15 protein-coding genes and 1 CRISPR repeat array are annotated in these 18,108 nt (G+C 52.7%); of the genes, 1 reads left to right on the top strand and 14 read right to left on the bottom strand.

Annotation, left to right across the window (positions count from 1 at the left end; genetic code table 11):
* Positions 1 to 62 precede the first annotated feature (62 nt).
* From tsaE to F6R98_RS05495, 5 genes are read right to left on the bottom strand one after another with little or no spacing between them, the layout of a single operon-like run.
* Positions 63 to 500, bottom strand: a complete 438-nt coding sequence (tsaE, locus tag F6R98_RS05515; protein ID WP_153248134.1) for a tRNA (adenosine(37)-N6)-threonylcarbamoyltransferase complex ATPase subunit type 1 TsaE — start codon at positions 498 to 500, stop codon at positions 63 to 65.
* Entirely contained in the window at positions 497 to 1,990 is a 1,494-nt protein-coding gene (locus F6R98_RS05510) for an NAD(P)H-hydrate dehydratase (RefSeq protein ID WP_153248133.1), read from the bottom strand. Before F6R98_RS05510 ends, tsaE begins: the two co-directional genes overlap by 4 nt.
* 6 nt (positions 1,991 to 1,996) lie before the next feature.
* Positions 1,997 to 2,488: a TPM domain-containing protein gene (locus tag F6R98_RS05505; RefSeq protein ID WP_153248132.1), complete on the bottom strand. Its 492-nt coding sequence runs from the start codon at positions 2,486 to 2,488 to the stop codon at positions 1,997 to 1,999.
* 5 nt (positions 2,489 to 2,493) lie between these two features.
* Positions 2,494 to 3,345 carry a TPM domain-containing protein gene (locus F6R98_RS05500; RefSeq protein ID WP_228125109.1) on the bottom strand — a complete coding sequence of 284 codons (852 nt, stop codon included), beginning with the start codon at positions 3,343 to 3,345 and terminating at the stop codon, positions 2,494 to 2,496.
* Positions 3,346 to 3,360: 15 nt separating this feature from the next.
* Positions 3,361 to 3,966 carry a LemA family protein gene (locus tag F6R98_RS05495; RefSeq protein WP_153248131.1) on the bottom strand — a complete coding sequence of 202 codons (606 nt, stop codon included), beginning with the start codon at positions 3,964 to 3,966 and terminating at the stop codon, positions 3,361 to 3,363.
* A gap of 343 nt (positions 3,967 to 4,309) precedes the next feature.
* Between F6R98_RS05495 and F6R98_RS05490 the strand changes: the two genes are divergently transcribed.
* The gene (locus F6R98_RS05490) at positions 4,310 to 6,652 is read left to right on the top strand and encodes a type VI secretion system Vgr family protein (RefSeq protein WP_153248130.1); all 2,343 of its coding nucleotides are present in this window, start codon (positions 4,310 to 4,312) and stop codon (positions 6,650 to 6,652) included.
* 29 nt (positions 6,653 to 6,681) lie between these two features.
* Positions 6,682 to 8,931: a CRISPR direct-repeat array (repeat unit 37 nt; unit sequence GTTTCAATCCACTCCCGGCATAAATGCCGGGAGATGC).
* Between the two features lie 180 nt (positions 8,932 to 9,111).
* Here the strand turns inward: F6R98_RS05490 and cas2 are convergent.
* The 9 genes from cas2 to cas3 form a co-directional block, all read right to left on the bottom strand.
* On the bottom strand, positions 9,112 to 9,402 hold the full coding sequence (cas2, locus tag F6R98_RS05485) for a CRISPR-associated endonuclease Cas2 (protein ID WP_153248129.1): 291 nt from the start codon (positions 9,400 to 9,402) through the stop codon (positions 9,112 to 9,114).
* Between the two features lie 154 nt (positions 9,403 to 9,556).
* Positions 9,557 to 10,591 (bottom strand): type I-C CRISPR-associated endonuclease Cas1c, encoded by a 1,035-nt coding sequence (cas1c, locus tag F6R98_RS05480; RefSeq protein ID WP_153248128.1) that lies wholly within the window; start codon positions 10,589 to 10,591, stop codon positions 9,557 to 9,559.
* Between the two features lie 190 nt (positions 10,592 to 10,781).
* Positions 10,782 to 11,426, bottom strand: coding sequence for a CRISPR-associated protein Cas4 (gene cas4, locus F6R98_RS05475; RefSeq protein ID WP_153248127.1), 645 nt, complete (start codon positions 11,424 to 11,426; stop codon positions 10,782 to 10,784).
* Entirely contained in the window at positions 11,423 to 11,794 is a 372-nt protein-coding gene (locus F6R98_RS05470; RefSeq protein WP_153248126.1) for a DUF5615 family PIN-like protein, read from the bottom strand. The genes cas4 and F6R98_RS05470 overlap by 4 nt, the downstream gene beginning before the upstream one ends.
* The gene (locus F6R98_RS05465) at positions 11,791 to 12,045 is read right to left on the bottom strand and encodes a DUF433 domain-containing protein (protein WP_153248125.1); all 255 of its coding nucleotides are present in this window, start codon (positions 12,043 to 12,045) and stop codon (positions 11,791 to 11,793) included. The genes F6R98_RS05470 and F6R98_RS05465 overlap by 4 nt, the downstream gene beginning before the upstream one ends.
* A 30-nt stretch (positions 12,046 to 12,075) precedes the next feature.
* Complete coding sequence (cas7c, locus tag F6R98_RS05460) at positions 12,076 to 13,032, bottom strand: type I-C CRISPR-associated protein Cas7/Csd2 (RefSeq protein ID WP_153248124.1); 957 nt, start codon at positions 13,030 to 13,032, stop codon at positions 12,076 to 12,078.
* A gap of 24 nt (positions 13,033 to 13,056) precedes the next feature.
* Positions 13,057 to 14,979, bottom strand: a complete 1,923-nt coding sequence (cas8c, locus tag F6R98_RS05455; protein WP_153248123.1) for a type I-C CRISPR-associated protein Cas8c/Csd1 — start codon at positions 14,977 to 14,979, stop codon at positions 13,057 to 13,059.
* A 2-nt stretch (positions 14,980 to 14,981) separates the two neighbouring features.
* Positions 14,982 to 15,788: a type I-C CRISPR-associated protein Cas5c gene (gene cas5c / locus F6R98_RS05450; protein WP_153248122.1), complete on the bottom strand. Its 807-nt coding sequence runs from the start codon at positions 15,786 to 15,788 to the stop codon at positions 14,982 to 14,984.
* Positions 15,785 to 18,103, bottom strand: coding sequence for a CRISPR-associated helicase Cas3' (gene cas3, locus F6R98_RS05445; RefSeq protein WP_153248121.1), 2,319 nt, complete (start codon positions 18,101 to 18,103; stop codon positions 15,785 to 15,787). Before cas3 ends, cas5c begins: the two co-directional genes overlap by 4 nt.
* Between the last annotated feature and the right edge of the window lie 5 nt (positions 18,104 to 18,108).

The raw sequence follows: 18,108 nt of genomic DNA, 5'->3' as shown, positions 1-18,108 counted from the left end.
CCGGGATTCCCGCGCACAGGTAACTGCCCCGTATTCCGCTCCGCAGCATACGGCCGGCGGTATCAGTCCGCCGTCGTGCTTGAAGCTTCGGTTAACCCTATCACCCGCCCCTGCCCTTGCGGTTTCAGGGCGACCTCCGCATCGGGAGCGGGCAACAGCCCGGCTCCACGCTCGGGCCATTCGATAAAGGCAATGCTATCGGGCCTGAAATAATCGCGTATGCCCATCCATTCCAGCTCGCTCGAATCGTTCAAACGGTACAGGTCGAAATGGTAGAGGGTTAAACCGTTATCCAGGCGATATTCCTCCACCAGGGTATAGGTAGGACTTTTGACTATGCCCTGATACCCGGTCGCGCGCAAACAGCCGCGTACAAACGTGGTTTTCCCCGCCCCGAGCTGACCATGCAGATAAACCACCCAACCGGGACGCACGCGCTCGGCAAAAAAACGTCCGGCGAACGCCAGCGTTTCCGCTTCATCGGCTAAAAAAACGTTCACCCGTTCACGCCTGCGCGCAGATAGGCGAACAGATCGGACGCCAGCAAACCGCGCTCGCCGGACTCGGCGGCGGCACAGTCTCCGGCATGGCCGTGCAGACAGACACCGGCGCGCGCGGCTTCCAGCGGATCGAGCCGCTGCGCCAGCAAACCGGCGATCACGCCGCTGAGCACATCGCCCATGCCTCCGCCGGACATGCCCGGATTGCCGTTTGCATTGACGGCGGGACGGCCGCCTTCGCCCTGCACCAGACTGCCCGCACCTTTCAGCACCACCACGCCGCCATAACGCCGCTGCAACAGATCGACGGCGGCAAAGCGGTCCTGCTGTATCGTGCGCGTATCGGTCGCCAACAGGCGCGCCGCCTCTCCGGGGTGGGGCGTCAGCACCCAGCGATCCGAGCGCGACGGCGTCCGCGCCAGCAAATTAAGCGCATCGGCATCGATTATCAGCGGCTGCCCGCTGCCGATGGCAGCCTGAAACAGTTCTTCAGCCCAGCCGCTTCGCCCCAGACCGGGGCCGGCGACGATCACCGTCGCCGCCTGCAACAAATCGTGCAATCCGGCTGCGCAGGCAACCGCGTGACACATCAACTCGGGACGCCCGATACCCAATACCGCTGCGTGATCGGGATGCGTCGCGACGCTGACCAATCCGGCGCCGACACGGGCGGCCGCTTCCGCCGCCATGCGGGCCGCGCCGGAAAATCCGGGCGCGCCGCCAACCACCAGCACATGGCCGAAATGGCCTTTGTGCGCATTGCGCGCGCGCGGGCCGGAAAACGGTTTGAGGCGGCGCGGCAGCAGTTCGGCTGAAACCGGCTGCGACGCCGGGATGGAAAGCGGTAAATCGAGATTGTCCAAATAGATATCGCCGCACAGCTCCGGCCCCTCTGCGGTAAACAAGCCCTGCTTTGCCGCAACAAAGGTCAGCGTGACGCCGGCCTTGACCGCAATGCCGCGAATAGCGCCGGTATCGGCATTAAGCCCGGAAGGAATATCCAGCGCAAACACCTTGCCGCGAAAGCGGTTGACCGCCTGTACGATATCCGCGCCATGTCCCTCTATATCGCGGTTCAAACCGCTGCCGAACAAGGCGTCGACCAGCACTTCCGCGCCTTCGAAGCCTTCGGGAATAAAATCCAGCACCGCGCCGCCGGCGTCCACATAACTCCGGTAGGCCCGCAATGCGTCGCCGCCGAGCTGAGCGGCGTAACCGGCAGGATAAACCCGCACGTCCAGCCCTTGCTCGAAGGCCTTCAGCGCGAGCAGATAACCGTCGCCGCCGTTATTGCCGGGTCCGCACACCACCGATAGCGTGCGTAGCGCGGGCCAGCGCTCTCGCAATACGGAATACGCCGCCCGCGCCGCGCGCGTCATCAACTCGAAGCCGGCAACCGGCAAGGTGGCGATGGCGTGGCGGTCCATCGCTGCTACCTGGGCCGCGCGATACAAATTAGACGGTATGCAGGAGGGATCGAATAAAGTCATGGCTGACTATAAAACAACCGGCCTGTCGGGCAACTCGTTGCCATGACCGTCCCGACGTGGATAGTAAAGGCTCAGCAAAGCGGAAATATCGGCTATGCCCTGCAACACGCCCGCTTCGTATTTTCCAGCCCGAAAAGCGGCGCTCATCCGCGCGCAGATATCATCCCAGTGCTGTTGGCCGACTTTTGCGGCTACGCCGCGATCCGTCACGATTTCCAGCGTTCTATCCACGCATTGCACATAAATCAGCACGCCGTTGTTTTCCTCCGTATCCCAGACGCGCAGACGCGAAAACAGGTCGATAGCGCGCTGACGCGGCGTAAGGCCGCGCAGCAAATCGTGCAAATCCAGTTCGCCCTCTATCGCCAGACGCAGTTCTGCGCCGTGCTGCGGCTCGGATTCGTATATCGCCTGTTCCAGCCGATCCAGTGCAGCCGCGTTAAAAACCCGGCGCGCCAGCCAGCCCGGCGTAATCAAATGTTTTAACAAACGCAGCATCTTTTTCACCATTGCCCGGAAGCGCCTCCCCCGCCGAATCCGCCGCCACCGCCGCTGAAACCGCCTCCACCGCCACCGAGGCTGCCGCCGCCGGAAGATCCGCCACTACCGAAATATCCGCCGCTGCCGACACTGCCCCAGAACAAGGCGAAGAAAAATGCCAGAAAGCCGGCCACCATGGCGACCAGCAATCCTGACAGCGCCCAGGCAAGCAGCCCGGTGATCACGCCCACCAGCGAGGAGCCCAGCATACGGCCGAACAGCGAGCGAAACAGCCCGCCCAGGAAAACCACCAGAAAAAACCCGAGCATCAGCACCGACTCGAGATCGTCCGACATTTTTTCCTTCTTTTGCGGCGCCGGCAGCGCTTCCCCGTCGATCAAGGCGGTGATGCGTTCGATTCCGACGGCAATCCCGGCTTGGAAATCGCTTTTGCGAAAAGCAGGCACGATATCTTCCGCCACGATGCGCTTGGCCGTCGCATCGTTAATCACGCCTTCCAGACCGTAGCCAACCTCGATTCGCACCTTATGATCGTCCTTCGCCACCAGCAGCAGAACGCCGTCGTCCACCCCCTTCCGCCCGAGCTTCCATTGCTCGACCACGCGGATGGAATACTGTTCGATAGTTTCCGGCTGAGTGGTGGGAACGATCAACACCGCCACCTGGCTGCCCTTGCGCTGTTCGAGCGCCGCCAGCGACTGCTCGAATGCATTAGCCTGTTCGGAGGTCAGCGTGCCGGTCAGATCGGTAACCTGCCGCGACAGATGCGGCACGTCGATATCCGCAAAAACCGGCATCGCCAGCATCATGGCCAGTACGCCGCAAAGGCCGCTTAGACTCCAGCGCATCATCATAAAACGCGGGACCGCTTATCTGGTAACCGGCGGCGCGCCAAAATCCACCGTCGGCGGCTTGGAAATTTGCGCCTCGTTCTCGACGGTAAACTGCGCTTTGGGCGAGAAATGAAACATCATCGCCGTCAAATTGGACGGGAAGGAGCGAACCGTAATGTTGAACGTCTGTATCTCTTTGATATAACGGTTACGCGCCACCGTTATCCGGTTTTCGGTGCCTTCCAACTGGGCCTGCAGATCACGAAAATTGGCGTCGGATTTGAGCTGCGGATAGTTTTCGGAAACCACCAGCAAGCGTGACAACGCCGACTGCAATTCGGCCTGCGCGCCGACAAATTTCTTGAACGCTTCCGGATCGTTGATCAACTCGGGCGTGGCCTGAATCGAACCCACCCTGGCACGCGCCTGGGTCACGCCGAGCAGCACCTGCTGTTCCTGTGCGGCGTAGCCCTTCACCGTATTGACCAAATTAGGCACCAGATCGGCGCGGCGCTGATACTGGTTCAACACTTCGGCCCACGCGGCCTTGACCTGTTCATCCTGCGTTTGCAGGGTATTGTAGCCGCATCCGCTCAATGACAGCATGGACAAACAAAGAGCAATGTACACCATACGTTTCATACTGAATCCCCTGAATGAATGAATCTGAAATCCGATTGCCCGGATAATGAACCCGCTGCCCAGGCACGTCAAGCCAAAGCTATCTATACTGACGTACCGATCCGTCCGGGAAGCCGCACGCGGTGTTTGCTCAAAAGCCGTACACCTTCATCCGCGCAGCCATAAGCCGGCATGTGGCATAGTGAGTAACGATCCGTGACAAGCGCGGCAGCAAGGAGCCAGGGGCAACTTATTGAGCCTGTTAATAACAAGCATGCCATAGCCTGTCTGAAGCCGGCCTGTTCGGCGTATCATCCATCATATTCCAATAGCCGTTTTGCCTGATCCTCCCTGGAGAAAAATAATGAATAACATAATTAACCAGCCACATGACAATGAGCGCCGCTTTTTGTTTTCAATTCCCGGCAGTCCCGCTACGGAATTTAAAGTAGTCAGTTTCGAGGGGGAAGAGGAAATATCCACACTGTACCGCTTCGAATTACTGCTGGCTTCCGCAGACTGCGATATCAAGGCAAAAAGCGTTGTCGGCAAGGAAGCCCATTTCACCTTGAACGACGGATTCGAATCCGGAAGCTCCGCTATCTACAGAGGACTGGTAGAGCAATTTACCCTGCAGCATCAGGTCAGCGGCCTGACGTTTTATCGTGCGGTATTAGTCCCCAGGTTATGGAAACTCGAATCCTATCGCAGGTCTGAAGTCTATCTTGATAAGGAACGCCACGAAATTGTTCGCCACGTAATGAATCTTGCAGGGCTATTAAGCAGCGAATACGAATTCAGAATTAAAAACAGCGGGGAAGATATTCCGGTATGGGATTATATTTGCCAATATCAGGAGAGTTACCTTGCGTTCATCTCGCGATGGTGCGAACGCCTGGGCATCTACTGGTGGTTCGAGGAAATCGATGGCCGGGAAAAAGCCGTATTCTGCAACACGCACGCAGGACACAAGGATAAGGCCATCTCACTGCGTTACCAGCCGGCTGGAGAACTGGATGCGAACCCTGTCGAAATCCGCCGTATTCAAAAACTGGAGCAGCACTATCAAATATTGCCCAGACAGGTCGTGGTCATGGATTACTTTCACAAGGAAGGCAATGGCGAGCTTCAGGGAACCGCCGAAGTCGATGCTGACGGCATGGGAGAGATTGTCCTGTATGGAGAACACCTGAGAAACAACGAGGAAGCGCGGTTGATCGCGTCATTACGCGCCGAAGGCATACGCTGCCGGAGCGAACAGTTTCAAGGCCACAGTAACGCTACCGGTTTGCGCTGCGGTCATTTCATTGAAATCGACGGACACTTCCGCGCCGATTTCAACCGGCGGCTGCTGGTGATCCGCATCAAACACCAGGGCTCGCAAGCGGGCTTATTGCTGGCGGGACTCGACCCTCAGGCCATCGGCGCTCGCCATGCCGGACCAGCCTGCAATGATTTTTATCTGGCCGAGTTTACGGCCATCGCTTCGGATGTTCAGTACCGCCCGGAAATCAGGCATCCATGGCCGAAAATCGAAGGAACGCTGAACGCCTTCATCGACGGCGAAGGGGAAGGCAAATACGCCGAACTGAATGAGAAAGGCGAATACAAAATACAGGTGCCTTTCGATATCACCGAGAAGGAAGCGAGCCGCGGTTCCACCAGGGTACGAATGATGACGCCTTTTGCCGGCAGCGATCACGGCATGCATTTCCCCTTGCACAAACGCGCGGAAGTTTTGCTGTCTTTCGTCAACGGCAACCCCGATCAACCGGTGATAATGGGAGCGGTTCCCAACCCGAACAACCCCAGCGTGGTGGAAAACAACGATCAGGAGTTGTCACGCATACGCACTTCGAGCGGAAATGAGCTGGTGATGGGGGATATGGCCGGAGCGGAGCATATGAAGCTGACATCGCAAGGAAGCTGGGTGCGCCTGGGCTCCAGTAAATCGGACCTCGCGGTCAACGGCCCTGAGCAGAGCAACTCGGGGAGGCAAGGCCTGGCGCTGCATTCCGAAGGCAACAGCACCTTCGTCACGACAGGCGATTCATTTAACAAAACCATCGGCAACGCGCTTGCTACCACCGACGGAAAAAAAGAAGAACGTAATTATGGAGAAGTATATGTCTTGAACGACCATGGCATTAAAATTGAAAACTATCCTTTCAATGAAGCCGGATTTTCCAGCGTTCTGATGAACTGGGGCATGAGCAATGTAACAAATTTCGGAATGAGTTTCGTGAACAATATTGGCGCGAGCAACGTAACAAATGTTGGCCCCAATTTCGTGATGAACATAGGACCGTTCAACGGCCTGATTAATCTGGGTTGCAACTACATGTTGCAGGCGGGTCCGTCGCTACAGCACTTTACGCTCAAGCTGATAAACGGCCAGGCCAGAATTAATGATATTGCAAGCAGGCTGGACGCCGCCGCGGTAAGCATAGAAAATATAACGACAGGCATTAAAAGCACCCAGGTTGCCGTAGATAAGATAGGCTCCGCCATCAGCGCCACCAATAGCGCCGTTATCGACATGAATTTCAGCCTTCATAGAACTCAGCAATCCGTACACAGGGATGAGGTTTTAATATCCAGCGCGGTAACATCCGCGAAAAAGGTACAAAGTGAAATTACCTCGTCGGAAACCACACTCAGAGAAGGCTTGTACATGATTAACAGCCATTTGATCGTTACGCCCTAAATCCAAGGAAAAGCTGACATTTATGCCATATTTCAGTCCACTCCCGGCATAAATGCCGGGAGATGCGTTGGCGTCCAGCCCAGCGACACCAGCCAGCGCTTGTTTCAATCCACTCCCGGCATAAATGCCGGGAGATGCCCTTTCCGCTTTTAAGTTTTCTCTTTTTAGGCGGGTTTCAATCCACTCCCGGCATAAATGCCGGGAGATGCATCATTCGCAAATTGGAATGTTCGATGCTTGGGGTTTCAATCCACTCCCGGCATAAATGCCGGGAGATGCATTGTACGGATAATCAGGATATGACTATGACATAGTTTCAATCCACTCCCGGCATAAATGCCGGGAGATGCCCAGCCGGGGCAGTAATATCGGCTACGCTTGATTCGTTTCAATCCACTCCCGGCATAAATGCCGGGAGATGCGAAATGAAAGCGAATAATGACACGTGGTTTGTGGGTTTCAATCCACTCCCGGCATAAATGCCGGGAGATGCGGCCTTCGGTCACTTCTATTGGGCAAACTTCATAGTTTCAATCCACTCCCGGCATAAATGCCGGGAGATGCGAACGCGCAAAACGCCGCCATGATCGGCGTTGACATGTTTCAATCCACTCCCGGCATAAATGCCGGGAGATGCTTTTTAAAACCGTCCCAAAATTGCCTTATTTTGAGTTTCAATCCACTCCCGGCATAAATGCCGGGAGATGCGGAACGCCGGGCGTAATCGCCCCGAAGTTAATAGGTTTCAATCCACTCCCGGCATAAATGCCGGGAGATGCTTTGTTCGAAGGAATTCGCATAGATATTGATTACAGTTTCAATCCACTCCCGGCATAAATGCCGGGAGATGCTTTACTGATAACTGCTATTCAACAGTTTTTGCAAGTTTCAATCCACTCCCGGCATAAATGCCGGGAGATGCTCTTTGCTGAAGGCGTCCGTCATTTCGATAGACATGTTTCAATCCACTCCCGGCATAAATGCCGGGAGATGCCAAACTGAGTTAGGCATTGAAGAAGCATATTGGAGTTTCAATCCACTCCCGGCATAAATGCCGGGAGATGCGCCGACCGAGCAGGTGGAACGGCTGAAGGCATAAGTTTCAATCCACTCCCGGCATAAATGCCGGGAGATGCACCGGATGGGTGCTCATGCGGAAGCGGGTTACATGTTTCAATCCACTCCCGGCATAAATGCCGGGAGATGCCGTTGCAGCAAGGTGGTCCCCGTCCAGTTCGCGCAGTTTCAATCCACTCCCGGCATAAATGCCGGGAGATGCTGGCCGCTAAAGCAACGATTGCTGACTCTGGAATTGTTTCAATCCACTCCCGGCATAAATGCCGGGAGATGCCAAATTCGCGACAGCTTTGCCTTCGATGGACCGACGTTTCAATCCACTCCCGGCATAAATGCCGGGAGATGCGTTGATCGTCCATACGGTCATGTAGTCCGCTGACTGTTTCAATCCACTCCCGGCATAAATGCCGGGAGATGCAGCGCATAGCCGTTTTGCTGCACCGCTGCGAGCACGTTTCAATCCACTCCCGGCATAAATGCCGGGAGATGCTCATCCGACTCACCGGAACGCCACTCATACTGTTGTTTCAATCCACTCCCGGCATAAATGCCGGGAGATGCTAATGAAGCACGTTCATAATATCTCCATCCTGGAGTTTCAATCCACTCCCGGCATAAATGCCGGGAGATGCGTGGCTATGTCGGATAATGAGTTGCAAGACAATGGTTTCAATCCACTCCCGGCATAAATGCCGGGAGATGCAATAAAATGGTTGTGAGCGCTGTTATCAATGATTTGTTTCAATCCACTCCCGGCATAAATGCCGGGAGATGCGACATATCACTGATGTGTTACCACCGACTACGGCGTTTCAATCCACTCCCGGCATAAATGCCGGGAGATGCCCATGTGCCACTTATCAGATACCCGGATATGGCATGTTTCAATCCACTCCCGGCATAAATGCCGGGAGATGCAACATGCCACTGCAATTTGCGGCATTACCTGCGAGTTTCAATCCACTCCCGGCATAAATGCCGGGAGATGCGCGATGGAATCATCTCAAAATGCATACTTGCAAACGTTTCAATCCACTCCCGGCATAAATGCCGGGAGATGCTCAAAAGAAGTGGCGCACTGGTGCTGAATGCATCGTTTCAATCCACTCCCGGCATAAATGCCGGGAGATGCGTAGCGCGCGATGCGTTACAGCGCCTGGATGGAGTTTCAATCCACTCCCGGCATAAATGCCGGGAGATGCAGCCTTGCTGCAGGTGTATGATAATACTTAAAAAACAAGAAGAAAAGCGCGAATACATTTTCGGGAGGGGAAGCGAAGACATTCCCATAGTGATATATAGAAAAATATTATTTAAAATCAACCAATTAATCAATGCGCGAACATCACAGGAATATAGGCGTCGCTTATGGTTCGCGCAAATCAGACGATAAGCGTACTTTCGAAGTCCACAGCCTTGAATTTACCAAACTCCATCAGATTTTTCTCCAGCGGCTCTATGATTCGATAAAGCCGTAGACAATCTTCAGCTTCGTTGATTTCATCCAGCAATTCATTTTTCAGCATTTCCATTTGCGCCAGATTCACTTGGCACTCGAACACCGATTTTTGCACGCGCTGCCCGTAATTCAGGCAGACTTTGGCGACGCGGCGCAGGCGTCTGCGCCCGGCGGATGTTTCCGTGGATACGTCGTAAGACACCAGAATCAACATCTATCGCCCTCCGTAAAAAACAGCCTTGTAGGAGCGGGCTTCAGCCCGCGATAGGGGGCCGGCATTATCACCGCCGACTGAATACCGGAACGACAAGACTGGAATATATTAAATCATCGCGGGCTGAAGCCCGCTCCTACAAAGAAAATACCATTTACCTATGCAGATAGGGAACATAATGCTTCACATCCTGCCTCAGGTATCGCGCCAGCAAGCGCGCTTGCAAATGAGGCAACAGGCCGATAAGGCTGTTTTGCTGCAACAGCGGATGCACGATGCTTTCCTGTTTTCGCGTCTGGTAGGCGGCAATAACGGTTTTACGTCCGGCGTCGTTGAGCAGCACAGCACCGCCCTCGCGTTCGTCGAAATCACGCGCCTGAAGCTGGCCGCGGTTAATCAGCGTCAGCGCCAGCCGATCCGCCAGCGGCGCGCGAAACTCTTCCAGCAGATCGAGCGCCAGCGCCGGACGGCCTGGACGCACCGCATGCAGAAAACCCAGTTGCGGATCGAGCCCCACCGATTCCAGGGCGGCACGGCAATCGCTCAATACCAGGGCATACAAAAAAGAAATCAGCGCGTTGAAACGATCCCGCGGCGGACGGCGATTTCGGCTGTCGAACGGAAAATCCATTCTAACCTGAGCCTTCATGACCAGCGGCAATACTTCGAAATACATGCGGGCCGCATCGCCTTCGAACCCGCGCAAAGCATCTAGATCGGATGCCGACGGAATCTTTCTTATCTGATTCGCCAATACCTTGACCACGCGCACCAATGCGTCCTTTTCTTCGGCGTTTTCAGTTTCGCGCGCGCCGCGCAACAAAAGCTGGCGACTGTTGCGCAGCTTTCCGGCGACCACGGCGCGAGCGATATTCAGCGTTTGCGCGTTATCGTCCGCAGCGCGATACTGCGCCTGCCGCAACAGGATATTACCACTGACCGGCCCTTCCATCCGCGCCTGAAAACGTCCGGAACGGCTCAGCCAGACCACGGAACGCCCGTCCTCGGCGCAGCGTCCGAGCAAGGCGGGACTGAGCATGACGTGATCGAACAACACAAACGCGGACAAATAATGCAGCGGCACCTGCAGGCGCTTCTCGTCTTCGATCATCACGCACACGGTTTCGCCTTCGAGACGCAAATAAGCGTCGGGGGTGGTGATGTAGAGCGTATTTTGCAATACCGTCATGGAAGCTCCTGCTCCGGTTCGAATAAGCTTTTCGCCAACGAGTCGATCATCTCGACCGATTTCACCATGTCTGGCTGGCTGGCATCCTGCAACGAACACCCCGGCATAGTTCGGCATCGCCGACCAGGGCTGCATTTTCGCCGGTCAGCATGTCTCAAGCGTGGTTGACGCTTATATTCTTGCATCACGATCATAGCACTTCTTCTTTCGGATCGAACAAGGTCAGGGCGATCTGCTCTAATTCTCCACCGGAACCAACCAGTTCCGGCTCGCAAATACCGCGCAGAGAGCATTCGCCGCATCGACGCGCTTCGGAGCCGCCAAGCGGAGACGGACACACGCCACGGGACAACATGGCCCGTACTTCCTCGACCGCAGTTTTCACTGCCAAACGCAAAGCATCGTCGAAAATAACCTCACGCCGCCGCCTCGATTGCTGATGAAAGATCGCGCCGCGCGGGATGTCCTTGCCAGTCATTTCTTCCAGGCACATTGCCTGAGCAGCCAATTGCAAATCGTCATTGGACCATTGCTTGCGCTTGCCATGCTTATGCTCCACCGGGAAAATCTCTCCGTCCGGGCGAAACTCAACGGCATCGCAACGTCCACTGATACCGAGAACATCCGACCACACCGGTAAGGCATACTCAAGCCTCACCCCAGCAGCTTTTGATTCGCCGTTTTGCTGATCGACACGCTCATGTTCCAACGTGCCGCGGACAGTATGTATATTGTCCTGAAACTCGCCTTCGGCGTGAATTAAATAGCAACGCCGGGGACAATAGGCATACTGGTTAAGCGCGGAAAGCGGAATGACTTCAGCAAGGTCGCTCACTGTTTCTGCCTCGATAAAAATGGGCGTAAACGTGTATTTTCTCGCGTGACGACCGCAAGATGTCCATCCGGCGTTTCTTCCAACGCACGTAAAGCCACGCTCAAAACCTCAGCCACCTTGATTGGATGAAGACGAAAATACAGTACCGCTTTCGGCGGTAGTACACCACGAAAACAAACCAGATCGCCGAAATCGGCATCGAAGGTCAGCAAGCGCCTTCCTGTACGGCAAGCCAATTCGAGGACGGCACGATCATTGATACCTGGAACCGAACTGGCGATGGAGAGCACGTCATAACCGGCTTGGCGCAGTCCGGCGATCACCGGTAACGGAAAGTTCTCGTCGGCTAGAAGCGCCGGTTTGCTCACGCCGCCAGTCCCCCCGGGTGTAACGTCGATTTCATAATGAATGTTTCATCCTTTAAACATTCTCGAACAAAAGCAAAAACAGCCTGCAAGTCTTCCTGCTGCAAATGGGGGTAGCTCTCAAAAATTTGCGCCTCGGTCCAGCCGGAAGCCAGCAAATCGAGAACAAAATCGACCCCTATGCGCGTACCCTTGATACGCGGCTTCCCGAACAAGGTGTCAGGATCGGAAACGATGCGGTCATGCCAGTTCATAACGATTACCTATCAGTAATAAAAGGTTAACTAAACTTCATGCCGTTTATGCAAACGTATGCCTTTAGGCATATTTTCATTCGTCCATTCACAAACCACCTGGTAATCGACAAACGATTCGGGAAACCCTTTGGCTTTCGCATCGTCCGACAAATCAACCTTAATACCTTCGAACAATTTATGCGCATGAGCGCAACCTAGCCGGGCTTCCCGTTTATTTTGCTCGGCATTGTTTTCATGCTGCGTGCCAATATGTTCAAAATCATACAGCCCACGCACTACCATTTCCCCTCGCGCCGCCGAGCGATCATGTTCGAACATTTGCAGTAAAGCTTCGAATAACAAGTCGAGGTCAGCCTGCGTAAACCCGGTGCGTTCAGCAAATGCCGGCGACACGTAGCCTTTAGCCGAATACAAGGCATAGGGAACGATATGTTTACTCCCCATCGTGCGCTCCTTTGCTTTGTCTGCTTCTTTGGTTACAGCACAGCGGGTAATGGTAATTTCAAGTGGCGTGATCGGATGATAAGACTGGCCGAAAGTAAACTGGACTGGGCCGCGAACCTGCCCCCAAGCAGAACCTTTCATCACATCATCACCGGTGGATAGTACGCCGCCAAAGGTACGCACGTCGAAAAACTCGCGGCACAGCCATTTCATCGCGGCTTCGGCTTGTTTGTCCTTGTCGTCCTTATGCTGATCCTTTGCTGATCTTATGGCTTCCTTTTGTTCAGTCTCTATTACCGCACCTTGTTTAATCAAGATATTGAAACCATTACTGTCATCGTTTTCATGTCGTTTAGGAGGGAATGTTTCGACGAAATTTCTGACTTTTCGTTTTAGACACACATCCGAGACAAGTCCATGATTGGAATTAGGGTCAATACGCGGCATATTGCCCGCATCTGGGTCACCATTCGGGTTGCCGTTAGTAACTTCGAACAGAAGTAAGAAATCGTGACGGTTGGCGAGTACATTTTGGCTCATTTCTGGCTCCTAATATTACTGTGTTTATTGTTCGCGTTCGGAAAGCTCAAGCTCTTCATCTTCCGGTTTCAGCTCACCCGCATCCTTTTTTCTCTTATGCTCGTCTATAGCCGCCTTTCTCGCAGCCATTTGCTGATAGAAGCCAAGCGCAAACCGGCCTTGCTCAACGAGAGTAAAATAACGGGGAAACTGAGGCGACCCACCTGGAAATTCTGGAGAAAACAAACTGGCAATCTCAGTGATTGAACCCTTGATCTTTGCCGCTGCCCGCTGCCCTTTTTCTCTTTGTTGCCTGAGCTTTTTCAAATGGTGTTGATGCAGCTTCCAGAGTAATGAAAAAGCGGTATTGGGCGCAGTAGAAGCGGAGCCAAAGTACCGTTCCGCAATCGTACTGCCCTTAAAGCTTTCGCCATGAGCGGAATGTTGCAGCGAATCGAAGATTGCCAGTAATCGACCGCAGTTATAAGCAGGGTCATTGGTTTCAAAAACATGCGATTGCATTTCTGATTTTCCTTCAGATCGAAGTTGACGATTGACCGTTAGTTTTAGCAATGCGAAACGGCCTTGATCCCGCAAAGCACTCAAACCATTCTTGGCTATATTGGATTTAAATCGGTCCAAAAGCGGCTTTAACAATGTCAATGGGGGCGACTCTTTTTTTATGGCAGCGCGGTACAGCGCACTGGTCAGATCAGGGCTAAGCTTATCCCTGTCAAATTTTCCATCACTTTTTCGTTGGATCGTGGTGCTGGCAAGCTGATCAATTGACAGTGGCGAGCGCTCGTCCTGTATATCATCTCGACTGCCATAAGGAGCGACATCTAAATCCTGGAACCATTTTTTGAGGTTTTTTTCAGCGTCCCCAATCGAAATTTGCAGCCAGTCTTTAACGATAATTCTCGGGCCTGCGGCGGAAAGCGTAACTGCTATGAAGCGACCAAGTTGGTTTGGAGGTTGCTCGAACCCTTTCCAAGGCGAAACCATAAACTCCCTGACAGTTTTTGAATCCGGGCGTTTTAATAAATTGGCAAAAAAACCAGAAGCGGCTTTTGCGCCCAGCGTCCAAAAACAAAGCCAGGCAGGGCCGATAGCAAGCCAATGATCCTCTTGTTTGCTGAGATGCTGTATTGCTGCAAGATAAGCAATTGATGCATCAATTGATACGGGAGCGTTAAAGCTTTTCTTAAGCCCATAAGAACAAAAGGCATTTTTATCGAATCCTACCAAACCGGCTCCCGTACCACGAGCCGGTTTGGGCAGCCCTGTAACCATCGGTGTATGAGTGCGTGCAATCGGTACGCCGACTTGACCTGTGATCAAGCAAATCCCCCTTTGCGCCTCCTTTTCGGATGTTTCCATTTCGGCAGCATGAACCCCACGCCAATAGGGCTTTATGGCATCCTCGTCGTTAATGAGAATATGACCATCGACCGCAAAGGTCAGAAGATCGGAACCGAGCTTTACCGTTTCTCCCGTCGCTTTTCGAATCACCCATTTTGGCGTTCCTTCCGAATCCAGCTTCAAAAATGGTGGCACAGCACCCTGCAGTTGATCGTGAAAAGCCATTAGTGCAGAAAGCCCGTAATGATCCGTTGCTATCCATGCCTCGCTAATTTGGCGCCAATAGTCCTGATGCTTTCCATGAAGATTATTCGCTGCTCGTTGGTTCAGATCTGTTTGCGGATTGGTATTCAAGTTGAATAATGCACCGATATCATCCACAAGAAAGTCAGCAACCTGCCCCCCACCAGTTGCCCTTGTAGTTTTTGGAATGAATAGTTCAAGCGCCTTTTTCTCATCATTTCCATGAGTTTCAATAGGTCCTTCACCGATAAGCTGACCAATTGCATCAAGCTGGATAACCCAACGTACCGGCTTTTTAATAAAGGCTGCATCCTCCAGCAGCTTTTCAGAGATAGCGAAGTCATAAAGCAGTTTCAGCAGCATCGTTACCTCTCAATCAATCGGTTGCGTACCAATCGAACCCGTTGGGGATGACAATCAAGCTTAGAGTTCTTGATATTTGCATGAAAAAAAGCTGCCTCTGGTTTAACCAACTGTCCGTCCCAACGTGGAAGCATTTTCTTTTTAATGGGCGTAGGTTCATCAGTTAACCATTGAAAACCTCGCACACGCTGTTCGTGATCGAACACATCGTATAACATCAATCCTAATTCTTCTTCAAACCAGATGTTTTGCCAGTTTTTACCGAGTTCCGCCGCGCGTCGCTCCAGTGCAGCTTGCGCATCTTCTTCCCATTCGAAATCGGCAGCGAACTCTCGGACGCCCAAGTACGGGCGATGATAGCACTTGCCATTTTTCGATCTACGCTTAATTTCATCAAGGTAGGTCTTGAGAGGATGTCGGCCTTTTTTTCCAAGATCAGTCAAATGAACTTCAGCGGTAATGAGATATTCGATCGAGGCAAGCGCCAGCATACTGCGCTGAGTGCCTATGCCTCCACCCGCCCGAATCGGCGTTGTTTTATGCGGTTCTTTCATCCATGTTTTGCTATTACTCAAACTGATGGCGTCTTCAACCTCGTTTCTTCTGAAGGAAAACCAGTCTCCGCGCCGTATGACGTGAATGGCGTCGATCAAGTAATAAATCTGCGGCTCCCAGAAGATGGCTTCGAGCAAACCGCGCGCGGCGGAAGGCGTCATGACCGGATAGCTGACGCGCTCGACTTTCATTTCCGGGCGCGTAAAGCAGGCATAGTCGCCCCATGCACGAATGGTTATAAGGTTTTCGCTCATATCAGGAAATCCTCCAAAGGGCGTTGTTCGATAACGATACCAAGATCGGGGTGATACCAGCCTTCAGCCAATACCTGAATATCGAGATTCGGCAGCAGCGGCTTGATTGCTTTTAGCGTAAACAATCGCTGAAAATCGCGCTGATGCAGGTTGACCATAAAACGCTGCAATTTTCGCATATCGTTTCGGTTGAAACGCGGACTGCCTTTAACAACAGGCCGTGTGCGTATTTCTTCAATCAGGTCGCAACCCTTTCCATAAGGAACGATGACAGCCTGGGTATCGCTTTCGATAACTTTTGCCAATTCAGCAACTTTGCGAAAGTGTAGCTTTTCTCGCTCCTGCTGGACACCATTATCATTCGGCACATATTGATAGAGTTGATCGAAGTACCGCTCGAACAGCATGTGATCTGTAGCCAAAGCATCAACCTCGGTATCGGCAAGCAAGTTAACGGTAATCTCCGTCGCTGTGCGGTAAACTCCGGGAGGAAGCTTGTTATCTTCAGGCCGAAAGACGATGACCTCGCCAAATTTAGGGTTACCATCATCGTCGCGAAGTTTGTTTTCGCGATTACAACGTCCCGCAGCCTGTACAATGGAATCAAGCGGACCGAGCGCGCGCCAGACAATCGGAAAATCCACGTCTACTCCTGCCTCGATTAACTGAGTGGAGACAAGACGACAGGGTTGATCATTGCGTAAACGGTAACGAATCGTACCGGGCAATGGTTCGCGGTCTGCCCCCAGAACGTCCAAACGATGTTCCGCGCACATAGCCGATGACAAATGAAATACAGCACCCTTTTCATCAATAGGCACCTCACGACGCAGCTTTTGCCAAAGTTCAAACGCATGTCTGCGCAAATTGACGATAGACAAGGCTTGACTTTGTCCTGACATTTGTTTGGATAAAGCATCCCAACTCAAGACTTCATCTGTCTTTGGCGCACTGATCGTTACCCGGCGCAACTGCTGAAACAGTTGGTCCGTGTCTTGCGTAATTTCCTGAACTTCATTTGGTTTAAAGCCTTCGCTCAACGACAAAGACCGATGCCGGAAAGCCGGTTGTGTGGCTGTCGAAAAAACAAAACTCACGCCATAATTGTCATGCAGTTCATGAAAGACGTTTAACAACGGATTGAGCAAATGATTCGGGAGAGTCTGTACCTCGTCAAAAATCACTACTGAACGAGCAATATTATGTAATTTGCGGCAACGCGATGTACGGCAGGCGAACAACGACTCAATGAACTGCACCGAAGTCGTGACGATAATCGGCGCATCCCAATTTTCCGCTGCGTATTCGTTGGGGTGTTTTTCGAAAGGTGCCAAAGGCCTCGTTTCGTCGTTATCTTCCGGTACATTCACGGCAGAGTGATGCTCGATCACAATGCCTATGTTTTCTGGGTCAAGTATACGGCGATATTGCGCAGCGTTCTGTTCGATGATCGAAAGGTAAGGTATGACAACAATCACGCGACGTAACGTATGCCGCGCCGCATGCGCCAGCGCGAAGGCCATACCCGACAGGGTTTTGCCGCCTCCAGTCGGCACTGTCAACGAGAAGAAACCCTGCGGCTTAGCGGCCTTGTCGAGACATTGCTGGAAAATTTGATTACGAATAGTATTCAATACGCCGTCTTGAGACTTACCTGCTTTCTCATCAATTAAACGTTGTAACAGTTCAGAAGGCGCAAGCGTTATAGCGCCTCGCAGTGTTCCTGTGTAATGGGATTCGGTGTCAATAAAATCCGCATCGACCAGCATCGAGAAAAGTATACGTATATAAAATTCAGCGCGATGAGGGTTGCCATTGACGAATTCAGGCTCAGAAATATACTGGGGAATTGAGCTGTGTTCCTTCTCAAATCGTTCGATAATTAGCGGTAACCGCTCCTCCACCCGATATTTCGGGTCTTCTACCAATGTTTGCAATTGATTAAGATCATACAAACCTGCATGGTGACCTGCAATAGCGAAAGCCGGACCGAGCCAATCGCGCTGAAACGCAAGCGCCGCGCCATAAACAGCGTGACGGGTTTCAACTCCACCATCGCGTTCAGAGCGCAGGTACTGTTGGAACTCATCACGATATTTTCCCAGATCGTGCAGTAATCCCGCCCACTTCGCCGCGTCTTGCATGACGGGACAATTTCTTTCGGCGTAATGGCTCGCCAAACTACCGACGGCAATTAAGTGATCTTTCAAAAAATGCCACTGTTCTGTTTTATTGCCGCTATGTGCGTAAAAAACCGGTACCATACAATGACTCAACTCAGTAAAGGAGGATAAAAAGAAAGCCAATGTTTTCACTTTAG

Source organism: Candidatus Methylospira mobilis, assembly GCF_009498235.1.
Classification (GTDB): domain Bacteria; phylum Pseudomonadota; class Gammaproteobacteria; order Methylococcales; family Methylococcaceae; genus Methylospira; species Methylospira mobilis.
Note: the sequence above shows the minus strand (reverse complement) of the source record. Positions and strands in the feature narration are given on the sequence as shown.

Excerpts from the sequence above, each read along its gene's own strand:
- cas5c (WP_153248122.1), bottom strand. The coding sequence starts at position 15,788 with ATGAGCGAAAACCTTATAACCATTCGTGCATGGGGCGACTATGCCTGC.
- cas7c (WP_153248124.1), bottom strand. The coding sequence starts at position 13,032 with ATGAGCCAAAATGTACTCGCCAACCGTCACGATTTCTTACTTCTGTTC.
- F6R98_RS05505 (WP_153248132.1), bottom strand. The coding sequence starts at position 2,488 with ATGCTGCGTTTGTTAAAACATTTGATTACGCCGGGCTGGCTGGCGCGC.
- F6R98_RS05510 (WP_153248133.1), bottom strand. The coding sequence starts at position 1,990 with ATGACTTTATTCGATCCCTCCTGCATACCGTCTAATTTGTATCGCGCG.
- F6R98_RS05490 (WP_153248130.1), top strand. The coding sequence starts at position 4,310 with ATGAATAACATAATTAACCAGCCACATGACAATGAGCGCCGCTTTTTG.
- F6R98_RS05465 (WP_153248125.1), bottom strand. The coding sequence starts at position 12,045 with ATGAACTGGCATGACCGCATCGTTTCCGATCCTGACACCTTGTTCGGG.
- cas2 (WP_153248129.1), bottom strand. The coding sequence starts at position 9,402 with ATGTTGATTCTGGTGTCTTACGACGTATCCACGGAAACATCCGCCGGG.
- cas8c (WP_153248123.1), bottom strand. The coding sequence starts at position 14,979 with ATGCTGCTGAAACTGCTTTATGACTTCGCTATCTCTGAAAAGCTGCTG.
- F6R98_RS05495 (WP_153248131.1), bottom strand. The coding sequence starts at position 3,966 with ATGAAACGTATGGTGTACATTGCTCTTTGTTTGTCCATGCTGTCATTG.
- cas1c (WP_153248128.1), bottom strand. The coding sequence starts at position 10,591 with ATGACGGTATTGCAAAATACGCTCTACATCACCACCCCCGACGCTTAT.
- F6R98_RS05500 (WP_228125109.1), bottom strand. The coding sequence starts at position 3,345 with ATGATGATGCGCTGGAGTCTAAGCGGCCTTTGCGGCGTACTGGCCATG.